The 15,487-nt window shown below is 67.9% G+C and carries 13 protein-coding genes; 6 read left to right on the top strand and 7 right to left on the bottom strand.

From position 1 onward, the window contains the following. Positions 1–4 precede the first annotated feature (4 nt). From AB0M63_RS30725 to AB0M63_RS30700, 6 genes are read right to left on the bottom strand one after another with little or no spacing between them, the layout of a single operon-like run. Positions 5–1,261, bottom strand: coding sequence for a cysteine desulfurase (locus AB0M63_RS30725; protein WP_355912912.1), 1,257 nt, complete (start codon positions 1,259–1,261; stop codon positions 5–7). Continuing rightward, a complete protein-coding gene (sufC, locus tag AB0M63_RS30720; protein WP_355912915.1) occupies positions 1,258–2,025 on the bottom strand; it encodes a Fe-S cluster assembly ATPase SufC in 768 nt (255 codons plus the stop codon). Before sufC ends, AB0M63_RS30725 begins: the two co-directional genes overlap by 4 nt. Before the next feature lie 7 nt (positions 2,026–2,032). After that, positions 2,033–2,353, bottom strand: coding sequence for a non-heme iron oxygenase ferredoxin subunit (locus AB0M63_RS30715; RefSeq protein WP_033283136.1), 321 nt, complete (start codon positions 2,351–2,353; stop codon positions 2,033–2,035). Beyond that, a complete protein-coding gene (sufD, locus tag AB0M63_RS30710) occupies positions 2,353–3,534 on the bottom strand; it encodes a Fe-S cluster assembly protein SufD (protein WP_366021710.1) in 1,182 nt (393 codons plus the stop codon). Before sufD ends, AB0M63_RS30715 begins: the two co-directional genes overlap by 1 nt. A 58-nt stretch (positions 3,535–3,592) precedes the next feature. Beyond that, the gene (gene sufB / locus AB0M63_RS30705) at positions 3,593–5,017 is read right to left on the bottom strand and encodes a Fe-S cluster assembly protein SufB (RefSeq protein ID WP_355912921.1); all 1,425 of its coding nucleotides are present in this window, start codon (positions 5,015–5,017) and stop codon (positions 3,593–3,595) included. Then, entirely contained in the window at positions 5,014–5,727 is a 714-nt protein-coding gene (locus AB0M63_RS30700) for a metalloregulator ArsR/SmtB family transcription factor (protein WP_355912924.1), read from the bottom strand. The genes sufB and AB0M63_RS30700 overlap by 4 nt, the downstream gene beginning before the upstream one ends. A 161-nt stretch (positions 5,728–5,888) precedes the next feature. Between AB0M63_RS30700 and AB0M63_RS30695 the strand changes: the two genes are divergently transcribed. From AB0M63_RS30695 to AB0M63_RS30675, 5 genes are all read left to right on the top strand, one after another. Continuing rightward, on the top strand, positions 5,889–6,701 hold the full coding sequence (locus AB0M63_RS30695) for an AAC(3) family N-acetyltransferase (RefSeq protein WP_366021709.1): 813 nt from the start codon (positions 5,889–5,891) through the stop codon (positions 6,699–6,701). A 30-nt stretch (positions 6,702–6,731) separates the two neighbouring features. Then, positions 6,732–7,655, top strand: a complete 924-nt coding sequence (locus AB0M63_RS30690; protein WP_366021708.1) for an ABC transporter ATP-binding protein — start codon at positions 6,732–6,734, stop codon at positions 7,653–7,655. 47 nt (positions 7,656–7,702) lie between these two features. Continuing rightward, the gene (locus AB0M63_RS30685) at positions 7,703–8,419 is read left to right on the top strand and encodes an ABC transporter permease (RefSeq protein WP_366021808.1); all 717 of its coding nucleotides are present in this window, start codon (positions 7,703–7,705) and stop codon (positions 8,417–8,419) included. Positions 8,420–8,493: 74 nt separating this feature from the next. After that, a complete protein-coding gene (locus AB0M63_RS30680; RefSeq protein ID WP_366021707.1) occupies positions 8,494–10,611 on the top strand; it encodes a glycogen debranching N-terminal domain-containing protein in 2,118 nt (705 codons plus the stop codon). A gap of 4 nt (positions 10,612–10,615) precedes the next feature. Next, positions 10,616–11,392 (top strand): hypothetical protein, encoded by a 777-nt coding sequence (locus tag AB0M63_RS30675; protein ID WP_366021706.1) that lies wholly within the window; start codon positions 10,616–10,618, stop codon positions 11,390–11,392. Here the strand turns inward: AB0M63_RS30675 and AB0M63_RS30670 are convergent. Continuing rightward, positions 11,353–12,492 carry a glycosyltransferase family 4 protein gene (locus AB0M63_RS30670; protein WP_366021705.1) on the bottom strand — a complete coding sequence of 380 codons (1,140 nt, stop codon included), beginning with the start codon at positions 12,490–12,492 and terminating at the stop codon, positions 11,353–11,355. The two genes, AB0M63_RS30675 and AB0M63_RS30670, sit on opposite strands and share 40 nt — an antisense overlap. Positions 12,493–12,749: 257 nt before the next feature. On the opposite strand from AB0M63_RS30670, the gene AB0M63_RS30665 reads away from it, so the two are divergent. Then, complete coding sequence (locus AB0M63_RS30665; protein ID WP_366021704.1) at positions 12,750–15,458, top strand: tetratricopeptide repeat protein; 2,709 nt, start codon at positions 12,750–12,752, stop codon at positions 15,456–15,458. The last annotated feature ends 29 nt before the right edge of the window (positions 15,459–15,487 follow it).

Here is a 15,487-nt window from a genome sequence, read left to right as displayed (position 1 = left end):
CTCCTCAGCCGAAGAAGTTCCGTACGTGCTCCAGGCCGTCGACCAGTGCGTCGATCTCGGCCGGCGTGGAGTACAGATAGAACGACGCTCGCGTGGTCGCAGGAATTCCGTAGCGGAGGCAGACAGGGCGTGCGCAGTGATGACCGACACGCACCGCGATGCCCTCCTCGTCGAGGACCTGGCCCACGTCGTGCGGGTGGATGTCACCGAGCGTGAAGGAGATCGCCGCGCCCCGGTCCTCGGCCGTGGTGGGGCCGATGATCCGCAGGTCGGGGACCTCGCCGAGCCGCTTCACCGCGTACTCGGTGAGCGCGTGCTCATGGGCGAGGATCTTGTCCATGCCGATGGCCGAGAGGTAGTCGATCGCCGCACCGAGACCGACCGCCTGCGCGATCGGCGGGGTGCCCGCCTCGAACTTGTGCGGGGCCGGAGCGTACGTCGACGAGTGCATCGACACGGTCTCGATCATCTCGCCACCGCCGAGGAACGGCGGGAGGTCCTCCAGCAGCTCCTGCCGGCCCCACAGGACGCCGATGCCGGTCGGGCCGCACATCTTGTGGCCGGTGAAGGCCACGAAGTCGGCCTGGAGGGCCTGGACGTCCAGCGGCATGTGCGGCGCCGCCTGCGAGGCGTCGATCAGGACCAGGGCCCCGACCTCCTGCGCACGGCGCACGATCTTCTCGACCGGGTTGACCGTGCCGAGGATGTTGGAGACCAGCACGAAGGAGACGATCTTCGTCTTCTCGGTGATGACCTCGTCTATGTTCGACAGGTCCAGCCGGCCGTCGTCCGTGAGGCCGAACCACTTCAGCTTCGCGCCCGTGCGCTGCGAGAGCAGCTGCCACGGCACGATGTTGGAGTGGTGCTCCATCTCCGTGATGACGATCTCGGTCTCGTGGTCCACGCGGTAGGGCTCGTCGGCCCAACCCAGCATGTTCGCCACGAGGTTCAGCGACTCGGAGGCGTTCTTGGTGAAGATCACCTCGTCGCGGCTGGGCGCGTTGATGAACGCGGCGACCTTGTCGCGCGCACCCTCGTACAGCGCCGTGGCCTCCTCGGCGAGCACATGCACACCGCGGTGGACGTTGGCGTTGTAGCGCTCGTAGTACTCGTTCAGGGCGTCGAGCACCTGGCGCGGCTTCTGCGAGGTCGCCGCGTTGTCCAGGTACACGAGCTTCCGGCCGTCGTGGACCTGGCGGTCCAGGATGGGGAAGTCCTTGCGGATCGCCTCTGTGTCGAGGAGGCCCGGCAACTGTGTCACGCGGATACGCCACCCTTCGTGGTGTAGGCCTCGTAGCCCTCGTTCTCCAGCTTGTCGGCGAGTTCGGCGCCGCCGGACTCGACGATCCTGCCGCCGGAGAAGACGTGCACGAAGTCGGGCTTGATGTAGCGCAGGATGCGCGTGTAGTGCGTGATCAGCAGGGTGCCGACCTCGCCGGTCTCGCGGACGCGGTTGACGCCCTCGGAGACGACCCGGAGCGCGTCGACGTCGAGGCCGGAGTCGGTCTCGTCGAGGATCGCGATCTTCGGCTTGAGCAGCTCCAGCTGAAGGATCTCGTGGCGCTTCTTCTCACCGCCGGAGAAGCCCTCGTTGACGTTGCGCTCGGCGAAGGAGGGGTCCATGGAGAGGCGCTCCATGGTCTCCTTGACCTCCTTCACCCACGTCCGCAGCTTGGGGGCCTCGCCGCGGACGGCGGTGGCGGACGTACGGAGGAAGTTGGAGACCGAGACACCGGGGACCTCGACCGGGTACTGCATCGCGAGGAACAGGCCGGCGCGGGCGCGCTCGTCGACGGACATCTCCAGGACGTCCTCGCCGTCGAGGGTGACGGTGCCGCCGGTGATCGTGTACTTGGGGTGGCCCGCGAGCGAGTAGGCGAGGGTCGACTTGCCGGAGCCGTTCGGGCCCATGATGGCGTGGGTCTCGCCCTGCTTCACGGTGAGGTCGACGCCCTTGAGGATCTCCTTCGTGGCGTTGTCGGCCTCGACGGTGACGTGCAGGTCGTGGATTTCAAGCGTTGCCATGGGTTCCTCAGGACTCCTGGGTGAGGGAGACGAGCACGTCGTCCCCTTCGATCTTTACGGGGTAAACGGGTACGGGGCGGGTGGCGGGGAGGCCGGACGGCTTGCCGGTGCGCAGGTCGAACGCGGAGCCGTGCAGCCAGCACTCGATCTGGCAGTCCTCCACCTCGCCCTCGGAGAGCGAGACGTTCGCGTGCGAGCAGATGTCGTTGATCGCGAACACCTCCCCCTCGGTCTTCACGACCGAGACCGGTGTGCCGTCGAGTTCCACCCGCTTCGGGGTGTCCTCCTCCAGCTCACCGAGGCCGCAGGCGCGGACGAAGGCCGACATCAGACCGACGCCTCCAGCTCCGCGTCGATCTTCTCCAGCAGCCGCTCCTCGATGTCGGCGACACCGATCTGCTGGACCAGTTCGGCGAAGAAGCCGCGGACCACCAGGCGTCGGGCGTCGTCGGCGGGGATGCCGCGGGCCATCAGGTAGAAGAGCTGCTCGTCGTCGAAGCGGCCGGTCGCGGAGGCGTGTCCGGCGCCGACGATCTCACCGGTCTCGATCTCCAGGTTCGGCACGGAGTCGACCCGGGCACCGTCGGTCAGCACGAGGTTGCGGTTCATCTCGTACGTGTCGGTGCCCTCGGCCTTGGCCTCGATGAGGACGTCGCCGATCCACACCGCGTGGGCGCCCTCGCCCTGCAGCGCGCCCTTGTACATGACGTTGGACTTGCAGTGCGGGGTGTTGTGGTCGACCAGGAGACGGTGCTCCTGGTGCTGGCCGGCGTCCGTGAAGTACAGCCCGAACAGCTCGGCGTCGCCGCCGGGTCCGGCGTAGGCCACGCGCGGGTGCAGTCGTACGACATCGCCGCCGAAGGTGACGACGAACGACTTGAAGGTGGCGTCCCGGCCGATCAGCGCGTTGTGCTGGCCGATGTGGACGGCCTTGTCGTCCCAGTCCTGGACGGAGACGACGGTCAGCTTGGCGCCGTCGCCCAGCATGTAGTCGACGTTGGCGGCGAGGACCGCGTCACCGGTGTGGTCGATGACGACGACGGCCTCGGCGAAGGCTCCCAGCTCGACGACCTGGTGGCCGTAGGCGACCCCGCCCTCGCCGTGCACGACGATGCGGATCGGCTCGGTGAGGACCGTCTCCTTGGGGACGGTCACCACCGAGGCCTTCTCGAAGGACGAGTAGGCCTGCGCGGCCACGCGGTCCACCGGGGTGCCGGCCCTGCCGAGTCGCGCGTCGTCACGGCCGACGGTCTCCACGGTGACCCCGTCCGGGGTGCCGATGGCGACCTTCACGCCGTCGCCGGTGGCGACCGCGGTGCCGTCGTGCAGCCCGCGCAGGCGCTCCAGCGGGGTGAACCGCCACTCCTCCTCGCGGCCGTGGGGGACCGGGAAGTCCGCCACGTCGAAGGACGGGGGCGCGCTCATGCGCGTGGCGACGGTCGACTCGGCGGCAACGGCCACCGCGCCGGCGGTGGTGGATCCCACCGGGATGTTCTGAGCCTCAGCCATGGCTGTCGGTCTGCTCTCTTTCCTGCGTAAGTGGCTTGATGGACAAAGCGGTTGGCGGTTAGCCGACCGCGCCTTCCATCTGGAGCTCGATCAGCCGGTTGAGCTCAAGGGCGTACTCCATGGGCAGCTCCTTCGCGATCGGCTCGACGAAGCCGCGCACGATCATCGCCATCGCCTCGAACTCGGTCAGACCGCGGCTCATCAGGTAGAAGAGCTGGTCCTCGGAGACCTTGGAGACGGTCGCCTCGTGGCCCATGGACACGTCGTCCTCGCGGACGTCGACGTACGGGTACGTGTCGGAGCGGGAGATGGTGTCGACGAGCAGCGCGTCGCACAGCACGTTCGACTTGGAGCCGTGGGCGCCCTCGCCGATCTCGACGAGACCGCGGTAGGACGTACGACCGCCACCGCGCGCCACCGACTTGGAGACGATGTTGGAGGAGGTGTTCGGCGCCATGTGGACCATCTTGGAGCCGGCGTCCTGGTGCTGGCCCTCGCCCGCGAAGGCGATGGAGAGGGTCTCGCCCTTGGCGTGCTCGCCCATCAGGTAGACGGCCGGGTACTTCATCGTCACCTTGGAGCCGATGTTGCCGTCGATCCACTCCATGGTCGCGCCCTCGTAGGCGACGGCGCGCTTGGTGACCAGGTTGTAGACGTTGTTCGACCAGTTCTGGATGGTCGTGTAGCGGCAGCGGGCGTTCTTCTTGACGATGATCTCGACGACCGCGCTGTGCAGCGAGTCCGACTTGTAGATCGGCGCCGTACAACCCTCGACGTAGTGCACATAGGCACCCTCGTCGACGATGATCAGGGTCCGCTCGAACTGGCCCATGTTCTCCGTGTTGATGCGGAAGTAGGCCTGGAGCGGGATCTCGACGTGCACGCCCTTCGGCACGTAGATGAAGGAACCGCCGGACCACACGGCCGTGTTGAGCGACGCGAACTTGTTGTCGCCGACCGGGATGACGGTGCCGAAGTACTCCTTGAAGAGCTCCGGGTGCTCCTTCAGCGCGGTGTCGGTGTCGAGGAAGATGACGCCCTGCTCCTCCAGGTCCTCGCGGATCTGGTGGTAGACGACCTCGGACTCGTACTGGGCCGCGACACCGGCGACGAGGCGCTGCTTCTCCGCCTCGGGGATGCCGAGCTTGTCGTAGGTGTTCTTGATGTCCTCGGGCAGGTCCTCCCAGGACTCCGCCTGCTTCTCCGTGGAGCGCACGAAGTACTTGATGTTGTCGAAGTCGATGCCGGAGAGGTCGGAGCCCCAGTTCGGCATGGGCTTCTTCTCGAACAGGCGCAGGCCCTTGAGGCGGAGCTTGGTCATCCACTCCGGCTCGTTCTTCTTGCCGGAGATGTCCCGGACGACGTCCTCGTTGATGCCGCGCTTCGCGGAGGCACCGGCCACGTCGGAGTCGGCCCAGCCGTATTCGTAGTTGCCCAGGCCGTCAAGCTCGGGGTGGGCGGTCTCCTCGATGGGGAGCGTCATGCTGGGTTCCTCCCGGCGGTACTTGCGGATGCGTTCGATGTGGTCTTCGGGATAAACGTGGTGCACACGCCGTCGCCGTGGGCGATGGTCGCCAGTCGCTGGACATGGGTGCCGAGCAGTTGGGAGAAGAGCTCGGTCTCCGCCTCGCACAGTTGCGGGAACTGCTCGGCGACATGGGCGACCGGGCAGTGGTGCTGGCAGAGCTGCTCACCGACCGGTGCGCTACGCGCCGTAGCAGCGTACCCGTCCGTGCTCAGGGCCTTGGCCAGCGCTTCCGCGCGGTCCTCGGGGGCCACGGCCTCGACGGCCTTGCGGTACGCGACGGCCTGGGCGGCCATGCGGTCACGGGCGAAGGCCACGACGGCCTCGTCCCCGCCACTGTGCTTGGCGATCCAGCGCAGCGCGTCCGCGGCGAGCTTGTCGTAGGACTGGTCGAAGGCGTCGCGACCGCAGTCGGTCAGGGCGAACACCTTGGCGGGCCGGCCGCGCGTGCGCGCTCCGTAGACCCGCTGCTCACGTGCTTCCACGACGTCGTCGGCGACGAGCGCGTCGAGATGACGGCGTACGGCGGCCTGGGTCAGCCCCAGCCGGCCGGCGAGGTCGGCCACGGTCGACGGGCCGTGGTCCAGGATGGAGCGCGCGACACGGTTGCGGGTGGACCGCTCACCGGTCGCGAGTTCCTCCTGCGGAGCCTCGCCAACGTTTTTCACAACGCCATTGTTGCGTAATTCCTCAGAGGCAGGCAACCCGCGTCCCGGCCGGTGGGCGGTGCGCTGCGTCACTTAGGTATACCTAATCTGACCTGCGGAAACGATCTTTGATCGATCAATGGGGTGGCGCCGCGAGCTCCCTTCCGGAACACTCCACACCCATGCCCACACCCCCTCCCACCGGCCCACTTGTCACCCGGGACACAGTCGCCGCGGACCTGCGCGAAGTGGGCGTGCGCCCCGGTGAGACCCTCCTCGCGCACACCTCCCTCAGCTCACTCGGCTGGGTGTGCGGAGGCACCGTGGCGGTGGTGCGGGGAATCCTCGACGCGCTGGGCCCGGACGGCACCCTGGTGGTCCCCACCCAGACCGGCGACCTCTCGGACCCGGCCCACTGGGGAAACCCGCCGGTCCCACGCGAATGGTGGGCCGCCATCCGCGCCTCCATGCCGTCCTACGACCCCCTCGTCACGCCCTCGCGCGGGGTGGGCGTCGTCCCGGAGACCGTCCGCACCTGGCCCGGCGCCCGGCGCTCCGCGCACCCGCAGACCTCCTTCGCGGCGATCGGTCCGCGGGCCGCCGAGATCCTGGACGGCCATGCCCCCGACTGCCGGCTCGGGGAGCGCAGTCCGCTGGCCCGTCTGGAGACCCTCCACGCGCGCGTGCTGCTGCTCGGCGCGGGCTACGACTCCTGCACGAGCTTCCATCTCGCCGAGTACCGCATCCCGTCCCCGCTGGTGCGGGTCGGACGCCCCGGCCCGGACGGCTGGGAGACGGTGACCGAGGTGTCGATCTCCTCCGACCGCTTCGACGAACTTGGCCACGACTTCGAACGGGACCGTCCCGTCGTACGGGGAAAGGTCGGCGCGGCCGACGTACGCCTGTTCCCGGTGGCCGAGGCCGTGGCCTACGCGGAACGCTGGCTGCCGCTGCACCGCCCCCGCGAGGAGGAGATCCCGCACCCGCCCGTCTGAGACCGGATACGGCTACCTAGACTCGGGCGCATGCGAAGTGAGCCCGTGCTCCAGGTCCAGGCCCTGGTGAAGCGGTACGGCACGAAGACCGCGGTGAACGGCCTCGACCTGGTGGCCATGACGGGTGTCACCGCCGTGCTCGGCCCCAACGGGGCGGGCAAGACGACCACGGTCGAGACCTGCGAGGGGTACCGGAGGCCGGATGCCGGCACGGTGCGCGTCCTGGGCCTCGACCCGGTCCGTCAGTCCGCCGCGCTGCGCCCCAGAATCGGCGTGATGCTCCAGTCCGGCGGCGTCTACTCGGGCGCTCGCGCCGACGAGATGCTCCGCCACATCGCCAAGCTGCACGCGCACCCGCTGGACGTGGACGCACTCATCGAGCGCCTGGGGCTCGGCAGTTGCGGCCGTACGACGTACCGCCGTCTCTCCGGCGGCCAGCAGCAGCGCCTCGCGCTCGCGATGGCCGTGGTGGGCCGCCCGGAGCTGGTCTTCCTGGACGAGCCGACCGCGGGCCTCGACCCGCAGGCCCGCCGCGCTACCTGGGACCTGGTCCGCGACCTGCGCACGGACGGTGTCTCCGTCATCCTCACCACCCACCACATGGACGAGGCCGAGCAGCTCGCCGACGATGTCGCCATCATCGACGCCGGCAAGGTCATCGCCCAGGGCTCCCCCGAGGACCTGTGCCGCGGCGGCGCCGAGAACACCCTCCGCTTCACCGGCCGCCCGGGCCTCGACGTCGGCTCCCTGCTGAAGGCCCTCCCGGCCGACTCCACGGCCGCCGAACTGACCCCGGGCTCCTACCGCGTCGGCGGCAAGGTCGACCCGCAACTGCTCGCCACGGTCACCTCGTGGTGTGCGCAGCACGGGGTGATGCCGGAGAAGATCTCGGTGGAACGGCACACCCTGGAGGACGTGTTCTTGGAGCTGACCGGCAAGGAGCTGCGTTCGTGACCACGGCGACCTATACGCCTGCCCCGGGGGCGGCGCCCCTCCCCCGCATGATCGCGGCGCAGGCGATCCTCGAAACGAAGATGCTCCTGCGCAACGGCGAGCAGCTTCTCCTCACGGTGGTCATCCCGACCCTCCTGCTGGTCCTGTTCAGCTCGGTGGACATCGTCGACACCGGCAAGGGCAAGTCCGTCGACTTCCTCGCCCCCGGCATCCTCGCCCTCGCCGTGATGTCGACGGCGTTCACGGGCCAGGCCATCGCGACCGGCTTCGAGCGCCGCTACGGCGTCCTCAAGCGCCTCGCGTCCTCCCCGCTCCCCCGCTGGGGCCTGATGACGGCGAAGACCGCGTCTGTCCTGGTGACGGAGATCCTCCAGGTCATCCTGCTGACGGCGATCGCCTTCGCCCTGGGCTGGTCACCGCACGGCAACCCCCTCGCCGTCCTGCTCCTCCTGATCCTCGGCACGGCGGCCTTCTCCGGCCTCGGCCTCCTGATGGCGGGCACCCTGAAGGCGGAGGCGACGCTCGCCGCCGCGAACCTGGTGTTCCTGCTGCTGCTGGTCGGCGGCGGCGTGATCGCGCCGATGGACAAGTACCCGTCGGGGGTGCAGGACGTGCTGGGCCTGCTACCGATCTCGGCACTCTCCGACGGGCTGCGGGACGTGCTGCAGCACGGGGCCGGGATGCCGTGGGGAGACCTGGGGATTCTGGGGGCTTGGGCGGTCGTGGGGCTGGGGGCGGCGGGGACGTTCTTCCGCTGGGAATGACTGCCTCATTGGTCACCGGCCGGTATTGGCGTGCCGGGTGAGTGATGTTCACGCGCAGCGGGCAAAGAGACTCCGTGTTCGAGTCCACGGATTCCTCAGGTGCGCGTGAGCTCCAACCGCTGCTGCACGACGTCGTGATCTGCCTCGCGGCCCCGGCGTTCGTCGCATCACCACGGGACGGACAACTGCGGGGTCTGCGCGCCGAGGGGTTCTACGGCCACGATCGCAGACTTCTGCACACCGCCTGTCTGCTGATCGACGGGCGCGAACCCGAGCCGATCGGAGTGCAGCCGCTGGGTCCCGATCAGGTGCGGTTCACCTCCGTCCACCGTTATCCCCAGGACCACACCGACGACCCCACCCTGATCGTCGAGCGGGTGCGCACGGCGGGCGGAGGCGAGGACATCCTGTTGCGCAATGTCGGCACCGTCCTGCGTCGATTACATGTCGAACTCGCCCTGGCGACCGACCTGGTGGGCATCGCCGACGTCAAACGAGGCCGCGCCGGGCGCCCCGTGCCGTGCACTGCCGTGACCGATCCAGCCGGTCTCGACTGGCGTTCCCACACAGGCAGGGCCGAGGTTCGGGCAGTCGGTGACCGTTCGGCGCCGGAGGTCACCGACGGCCCGGAGGGCGGTACGTTCACTTGGCCGCGGATGCTGCTTCGTCCCGGCGAGAGCAGACGCATCCGAGTATCCGTCGCAGGTGGTGCGGTGCCCTCGCCTCCTGCTCACCCGGGCGCCCCGACTTCTGCGGCCCCCTGGGACGAGCCCGATGTGCGCGGCGATCGCCGTCTGATCGCGCTGGTCCGGAGAGGGCTCGACGACCTTCGCGCGCTACGCCTCGCGGACCCGGAGCGCATCGGTCCGGGGAGTCCCGAGGACCAGTTCATCGCGGCCGGCTGCCCCTGGTACCTGACCCTCTTCGGCCGGGACTCGATCTGGTCGGCGCGGATGATGCTGCCGCTCGGCACGGACCTGGCCCGCGGCACGCTGTGGGCGCTGGCCCGCCGCCAGGGCACGGCACACGACGTGTTCCGGGACGAGGCACCGGGGCGCATCCTGCACGAGCTGCGCCCGGCCACCGCCGAGCACGGCCACGGCCTGCGTCTACCGTCTCACTACTACGGTTCGGTCGACGCGACCCCACTGTTCGTGATCCTGCTGGTGGAAGCCTGGAACTGGGGTCTGCCGGACGCGGACGTGGACGCGCTGCTGCCGTATGCGCAGCGGGCCATGGAGTGGGTCGTCGAGACGAGCACGGAGGACGAGGACGGCCTGCTGCGCTACTACCCGCGCCCCGGTGGCCTGCGCCATCAGTCGTGGAAGGACAGCGAGGACGCCGTACGCGACGCGCTGGGGCGCCGGATCGAGCCGCCGCTGGCCTTGTGCGAGGTCCAGGGTTACGCCTACCAGGCGGCCGCCGGTCTGGCTGCCCTGCTGGCGGCCCGTGGGCGCGTCGAGCCGGCGGAGCGTCTGCACGCCTGGGCGGCATCGCTGCGCAAGCGCTTCGCGGACGCGTTCTGGCTGCCATCCCCGCATGGCGCGGCGCCACGTTATGTGGCGATAGCGGTGGGCCGCGGTCTCACGCCGGTCAGCGGACCGGCGTCGAACATGGGCCAGTTACTCTCCACCGGCATCCTGGACCTGGACGGCTGCCGCGATGTGGCCGCCTGGCTGGCCTCCCCCGAACTGAATTCAGGCTGGGGGCTACGCAGCCGTTCCGCTGCCCTGCCCGGCTTCAACCCGATGAGCTACCACGGCGGTTCGGTCTGGACCCACGACACGGCCATAGCCATCCAGGGGCTGTGCGCCGCGGGCTGCCACGAAGCGGCGTCCGTGCTGACAGAAGGACTGCTGGACGCGGCGGCCCACTTCGCGTACCGCATGCCCGAGCTCTACGGCGGGGACGCCCGCACGGAGGACTCACCGGCCCCGTTGGCCTATCCGGCCGCCTGCCGTCCCCAGGGCTGGTCCGCGGCGTCGGGCGTAGCAGTCCTGTCGGCCCTTCTCGGTCTCTATCCGGACGCCCGGCACCAGGTCCTGCGGATACGGCCCGCTCCGTTGGGCCCGCTACGGGTGGACGGAATGCGACTGGCCGGACACCGGCTGAACGTCGAGGTGAGTGCCTCGGGCGAGGTCACGGCAAGTGGGCTGCCCGCTGGTTGGAGCCACGACTCGGGAGGCGTATGAGCCTATGGGACCGGAAACCGCCTCTACCCTGACATCGAAATTCAGCTTCTATTCGGCCGTTCTCGCGGCCAGTGTGCTCGCTCCCGGACTCTGCCTCGTCACCGCGGCCACAATCGCGCTCCTGCATCTGCAACACCCACAGCACATATGGAGTTTCGTGCTCGCCGAGACCAAGGATCTCTCCACGCCGATAGCGGTCGTCCTCGGCCTGAACTTCCTTGCCATCAGCTTCATCGCCGGCTACATGTTCCGTGAACTGTCCTTCTGGCTGATCGGGCTGCTGGAGAAGCTCCCTCGGTACGCCCCACTCGCCGCCCCTGAGCTGCGCAGACGCCTTGAGATCGTCTGCGGACAACGATCCCTCGACAACTGTCTTCGCAGCCATCCACAACTCGCCTACTACCTCGGGAACCCCCTTCCCGGAATACAGGAGGAGGACGCGCCGTACGGCGGTGGTCACCGGGAGAATCGCGGACTCCTCGCCTTCGAATACTGCAAACGCCGACTGCGTGTGGAATCACCCGCCCTCGCCGTGGATAACATCGAGGCAGAGATCAATGTCCTGACCTCATGCCTGTTTCCCATCTCCTTCATCACCGTCGATCTGATATGGATCGGCGAATTCTCTGTCATCGTCGAAGTTCTCGCAGCAATTGGATGCACTGGAGCATGGCTGGGAATTCTGACGTCTATCTTCCGGCTGCGCCTCACTGAGAGAATGGCCGCAATTACCAACCTCGCCTACAGTGGGGACGTTCCGCAGTCGCCGTCGTCGAGCTGACGCATGTATTCATTGATCATCGGACCCGCGTAGTGCTCGAGATCGAAGTGGTCGAGAGAGTGTCGCCGAGCCCGTAGCCCCACGTTGCGTGCGAGCTCAGGGCTATCCAGAAGCAGTGCGATACGGTCGGCCAGTTTGTCCACGTTACGGTCCGGGACCAAATAGCCGATCTCCCCGTCGTCCACAACCCCTTCCTCGAGCCCTCCTATGCGGGTCACCACGACGGGCCGGGCGGCGCACATCGCCTCAAGCGGCGCCAGCCCCATGGGTTCGGCGAAGACCGAGGGATAGATGACGACCGAAGCGGCCTCGTAAAGGTTCCGCATCTGCTGGGCTCCGGCTTCGACGAATTCCACGTAGGGTCGGATCCTCAGCCTGTCGATCTCTTCCTCCAACATTTCGCGGAACCCTTTCCTTTCGCCGCGGAAGTCAACGGTTTTCTGTGTGTCCATAAGTACGAGTTGCGGACGTACCTGGCTCATCTCGTGCCCGATGATCTGGTGCATGGCCCGGATCGCCAGCTCGGCCCCCTTGTCGGGAATGAGCCGTGCGGGCAGCAGGACTAGACCGGGTTGCTGGCCGCCGCCGGACACCGGCACGTCCCGGTACGCGGCCACGTTGATGCCCAGATATCTACGTTCCGCGCCCACACACAACTCACTGGCGCAGGAGGCACTCAGGAACTCGGAGACCGCGAAGTGGCGGTCCCAGCCACGGCACGCATCGGCAGCCGGATTCCTCGACTCCCCGTGCCAGACGCTGTGATACGTGTGCACAAGCCGCAGGCCGAGTTCGTCCCGGAGTTCGTTGAGTGTGCGCGCCGGACGGTCGGAGAAATGATGCAGATTGTGACCATGCACCAGCCTGATGCCGCTTCTGCCCGCCGCCACGTCCGCCCGGAGCCACTTCCTGAACCACGTCGACAACGGCGGCTCGCCGACGGGGCGCCGACTGTACGGCGAGAGGTCCAGATCCGAGTGGTATCTGACGGTGACTCCCGGTTGAAGCGGAACGACGGCCTCTGGCGTCCCGGTGAAGACAGTCACGTCGATCCCACGGGCCGCGAGCAGTCGCGAGTAGTCCCAGAGATGCGTCTCCACACCGCCCACACAGGGCGGAAACGCCCAGTGGACCAGCCCGACATGCAACCGATCATCGGGCGGCCGATCGCATTCTCGTCCGTCCACGCCGCCTCCGAATGCTGAATCCAGGAAGCGCGGATAGTAGCCACACATTCCGGTGCACGTATATGGAAGACCAGGGTCGTCGCCGCGACAATGGGTGAATCCACGATACTGTGCGCGACCTATTCGAACAGTCGCACGGTGGGCGGGAATTGCGGGACGGGGGCGTCACCATGACCGTATCCAGGACCAACCGACAACGCACGATCCGGAGCAGGCAGCTGCTCGCCGCCCTCTACACCGCGACAGGTTCGGGCGCCGTCGTCCTGCCGATCATGGCGGACCACACCCAGGGCCCCGTGTTCTGGGCAGTCGTCACGGTGACCGGTCTGCTCGGTGGCGCCTCGGCCTTCGTCACCCGGCACTCCCTCGTACGACGCGGCCGGTCACCGGAGTTACCCGACCTTCCCTATGTGCCGCCGCCCAACCTGCCTACTCTTTCCCGGTACTTCACAGGACGGACGGGAGAACTGAAGCAGATCGAGACGCTGTTGGCACCCTCGGACGATACGCCGGGGATTCGCTCCTGCGTGGTCCACGGCACGGGCGGAGTGGGCAAGACCCAGCTGGCGGTCGCCTACGCCCGACAGCAGCTCTCCGCGCACACGCTGACCTGGTGGCTGCCCGCATCCAGCCCTGAGCGGCTGCGGGTGATGCTGCTGGAACTCGCGGCCTCTGTGCGGGTGCCGGGCCACGAGAGCGAGAATGTGGTGCTGTCCGGGCTGTGGGGCTGGCTGCGGGACAATCCGGGCTGGCTGCTCGTCTACGACAACGTGCAGCGGGAAAGCGACCGACCTGGCGCACACGGCGACGGCACCCAGGAACTGATGCCGTTCCTTCCGCCCGACGGCGATGGCGAGATCCTGATCACCACTCAACTCCGTGGGGGCTGGACACCGTTGTGCGCGAGTCCGATCGAACTCCAGGGGCTCGGTCCCACCGACGGACTGGAGTTCCTACGGCTGCGGATCGACGCCACGGACAGCGACAGTGAGGAACTGACGCTGTTGGGAAGGCAGTTGGGATGGGTTCCGCTGGATCTGGAGACCGCGGGAGCCTATATCGACCGGGAGGAAATCACCGTGGGGGAGTATCTCAGCCTGCTCCCCGAACACCGGACCGAAAGCGGCTTCGAGACCCTGCTCATGGCGATCGAACGGATCACCCAGACCGCTCCGGAGGCCGAGGACCTCCTGCGCCTGTGCTCCTTCCTCGCACCCGAGGACGTACCACGCCCGACGCTCTTCGAGCACCGCCCGATGCTGCCCGCCCGGTTGAGGCGGGTCATGGAGAACGAGCGCCTCTTCAACCGCATGGTCCTCAGGCTCGTCGACCACTCCCTGCTCACACGCAGCGGTGACCACCGCACGGGGCATGAGACATACGGCATCCATCCGCGGGTACGTCAATTCATCCGCAGCAGGATGGACGAGCGAGCCCGGCTCGAATGGTCACAGGCCGCCGTCCGCCTGGTCGAGGCGGCTTTCCCTTCCTCCCCCGAACTACTGGTCACACGGTACGACTGCGAGCGGCTGATGCCGCACGCGGACACCGTGATCACGGAGGCCGTCTGGGCCGTCGACAGCGATGGCGAGTACGGCGCGGCGAAAGACCCCGGCGCGCTGGTCCGGCTGCTCCACCGGTTGGGCGTATACCAGGAACAGCGCTGTAGCTGGGTGCGTGCACTGGCCTTCTTCGAGCGGGAAGCACAACTGCGCGAGCTGTCTCCCGACCCGGACCCCCTCGGACGCGCCACCGCACTTTTCTTCGTAGCCCGGCAGCACTATCTGCTGACCGATCTGGACAAGGCGGAGTCCGAATGCCGCAAGGCGCTCGGCCCGTGCCGGGAACATGCCGGCGACCCCGTGTTCCTGGAGCTCGAAGCCCAGTGCCGACGCCAGTTCGGCGGCATCCTGCGCGAGCGCATCCGCTTCGACGAAGCTCTGGAGACCGCCATGGAAGCGGTGAAGATCTACGAGTTGCAGGGGGCGGCCTGGGCGAGTCTGGAGTGGGCGGTTGCCGAGCAGGAGGTGGGGATGATCCATCGCAACGCCGGACGACTGTCGGCGGCGCTGGACGCGTACGCACGCGCCGCCACCCGTATACCCGACTGTGGGAGCAACGAACCGGCCGATCAGACGGTGTTCCGGGCGATGCTGAGGCGCGACGTGGGGATCGTCGCCCAGGATCTGGGCGATCTGGCCACCGCCGAGCGGGAGTTGGACGGAGCGCTCGAAGTGTTCCGCGCATTCCGCGGCCGAGAGGACTTCGAGACCTCGCAGGTCGCCAAGTTCCTGGCCGACATACGCCGCCGCCAGGGGGAGAAACTACTTCTCCACGCCCACGCGACCCTGCGTCCGATGTTTCGGCGAGAGCTGAACCGTGCGGCACGGGCCAAGCTGAGGTCGGCCGAGGAGCTGCTGCACCCTGTGCTTGCGATGCACCGTCAACGCCGCAGGGACGAAGCCCACAAATATGCCGCGTGCCTCAACAAACTGGGCTCGTTGCAGCACGCTCAAGGCCGTACACAGGAAGCGCTGACCACACTGCGTGAAGCCGAGACCATTTACATCCAGCGTTACGGGTCCGACTACCACTACCGAGCCAAGACGCTGTCCCGTCTCGGACCTGTCCTGATCACCGCAGGCAGGAGGCCTCAGGCCGAAACGGTACTCAGGGAAGCGGAGGGCATCTTCCGAACCCGCCTCGGCGAAGGCCACCCGTCTCTCGTCGCCGTCTACGAACGGCTCGCCGCCTGCACTCACGATCCCCTCCAGGCCGCCTCCTTCCGCTCACGCGCGCAGCACATCAGCGCCGCCTTGTGGGACGAGGTCCGACTGCCTGGCGCGGTGTCCCCGGTGCCCCGACCGACGCCCTCGTGATCGCTCACCGCGTCGCGCCACCCGCCGAC

This window comes from Streptomyces sp. NPDC051576 (genome assembly GCF_040681835.1).
Taxonomy (GTDB): Bacteria; Actinomycetota; Actinomycetes; order Streptomycetales; family Streptomycetaceae; genus Streptomyces.
This window is presented reverse-complemented; position numbering and strand designations above follow the sequence as displayed.

Excerpts from the sequence above, each read along its gene's own strand:
- sufC (WP_355912915.1), bottom strand. The coding sequence starts at position 2,025 with ATGGCAACGCTTGAAATCCACGACCTGCACGTCACCGTCGAGGCCGAC.
- AB0M63_RS30715 (WP_033283136.1), bottom strand. The coding sequence starts at position 2,353 with ATGTCGGCCTTCGTCCGCGCCTGCGGCCTCGGTGAGCTGGAGGAGGAC.
- sufD (WP_366021710.1), bottom strand. The coding sequence starts at position 3,534 with ATGGCTGAGGCTCAGAACATCCCGGTGGGATCCACCACCGCCGGCGCG.
- sufB (WP_355912921.1), bottom strand. The coding sequence starts at position 5,017 with ATGACGCTCCCCATCGAGGAGACCGCCCACCCCGAGCTTGACGGCCTG.
- AB0M63_RS30695 (WP_366021709.1), top strand. The coding sequence starts at position 5,889 with ATGCCCACACCCCCTCCCACCGGCCCACTTGTCACCCGGGACACAGTC.
- AB0M63_RS30690 (WP_366021708.1), top strand. The coding sequence starts at position 6,732 with ATGCGAAGTGAGCCCGTGCTCCAGGTCCAGGCCCTGGTGAAGCGGTAC.
- AB0M63_RS30685 (WP_366021808.1), top strand. The coding sequence starts at position 7,703 with ATGATCGCGGCGCAGGCGATCCTCGAAACGAAGATGCTCCTGCGCAAC.
- AB0M63_RS30675 (WP_366021706.1), top strand. The coding sequence starts at position 10,616 with ATGGGACCGGAAACCGCCTCTACCCTGACATCGAAATTCAGCTTCTAT.
- AB0M63_RS30665 (WP_366021704.1), top strand. The coding sequence starts at position 12,750 with ATGACCGTATCCAGGACCAACCGACAACGCACGATCCGGAGCAGGCAG.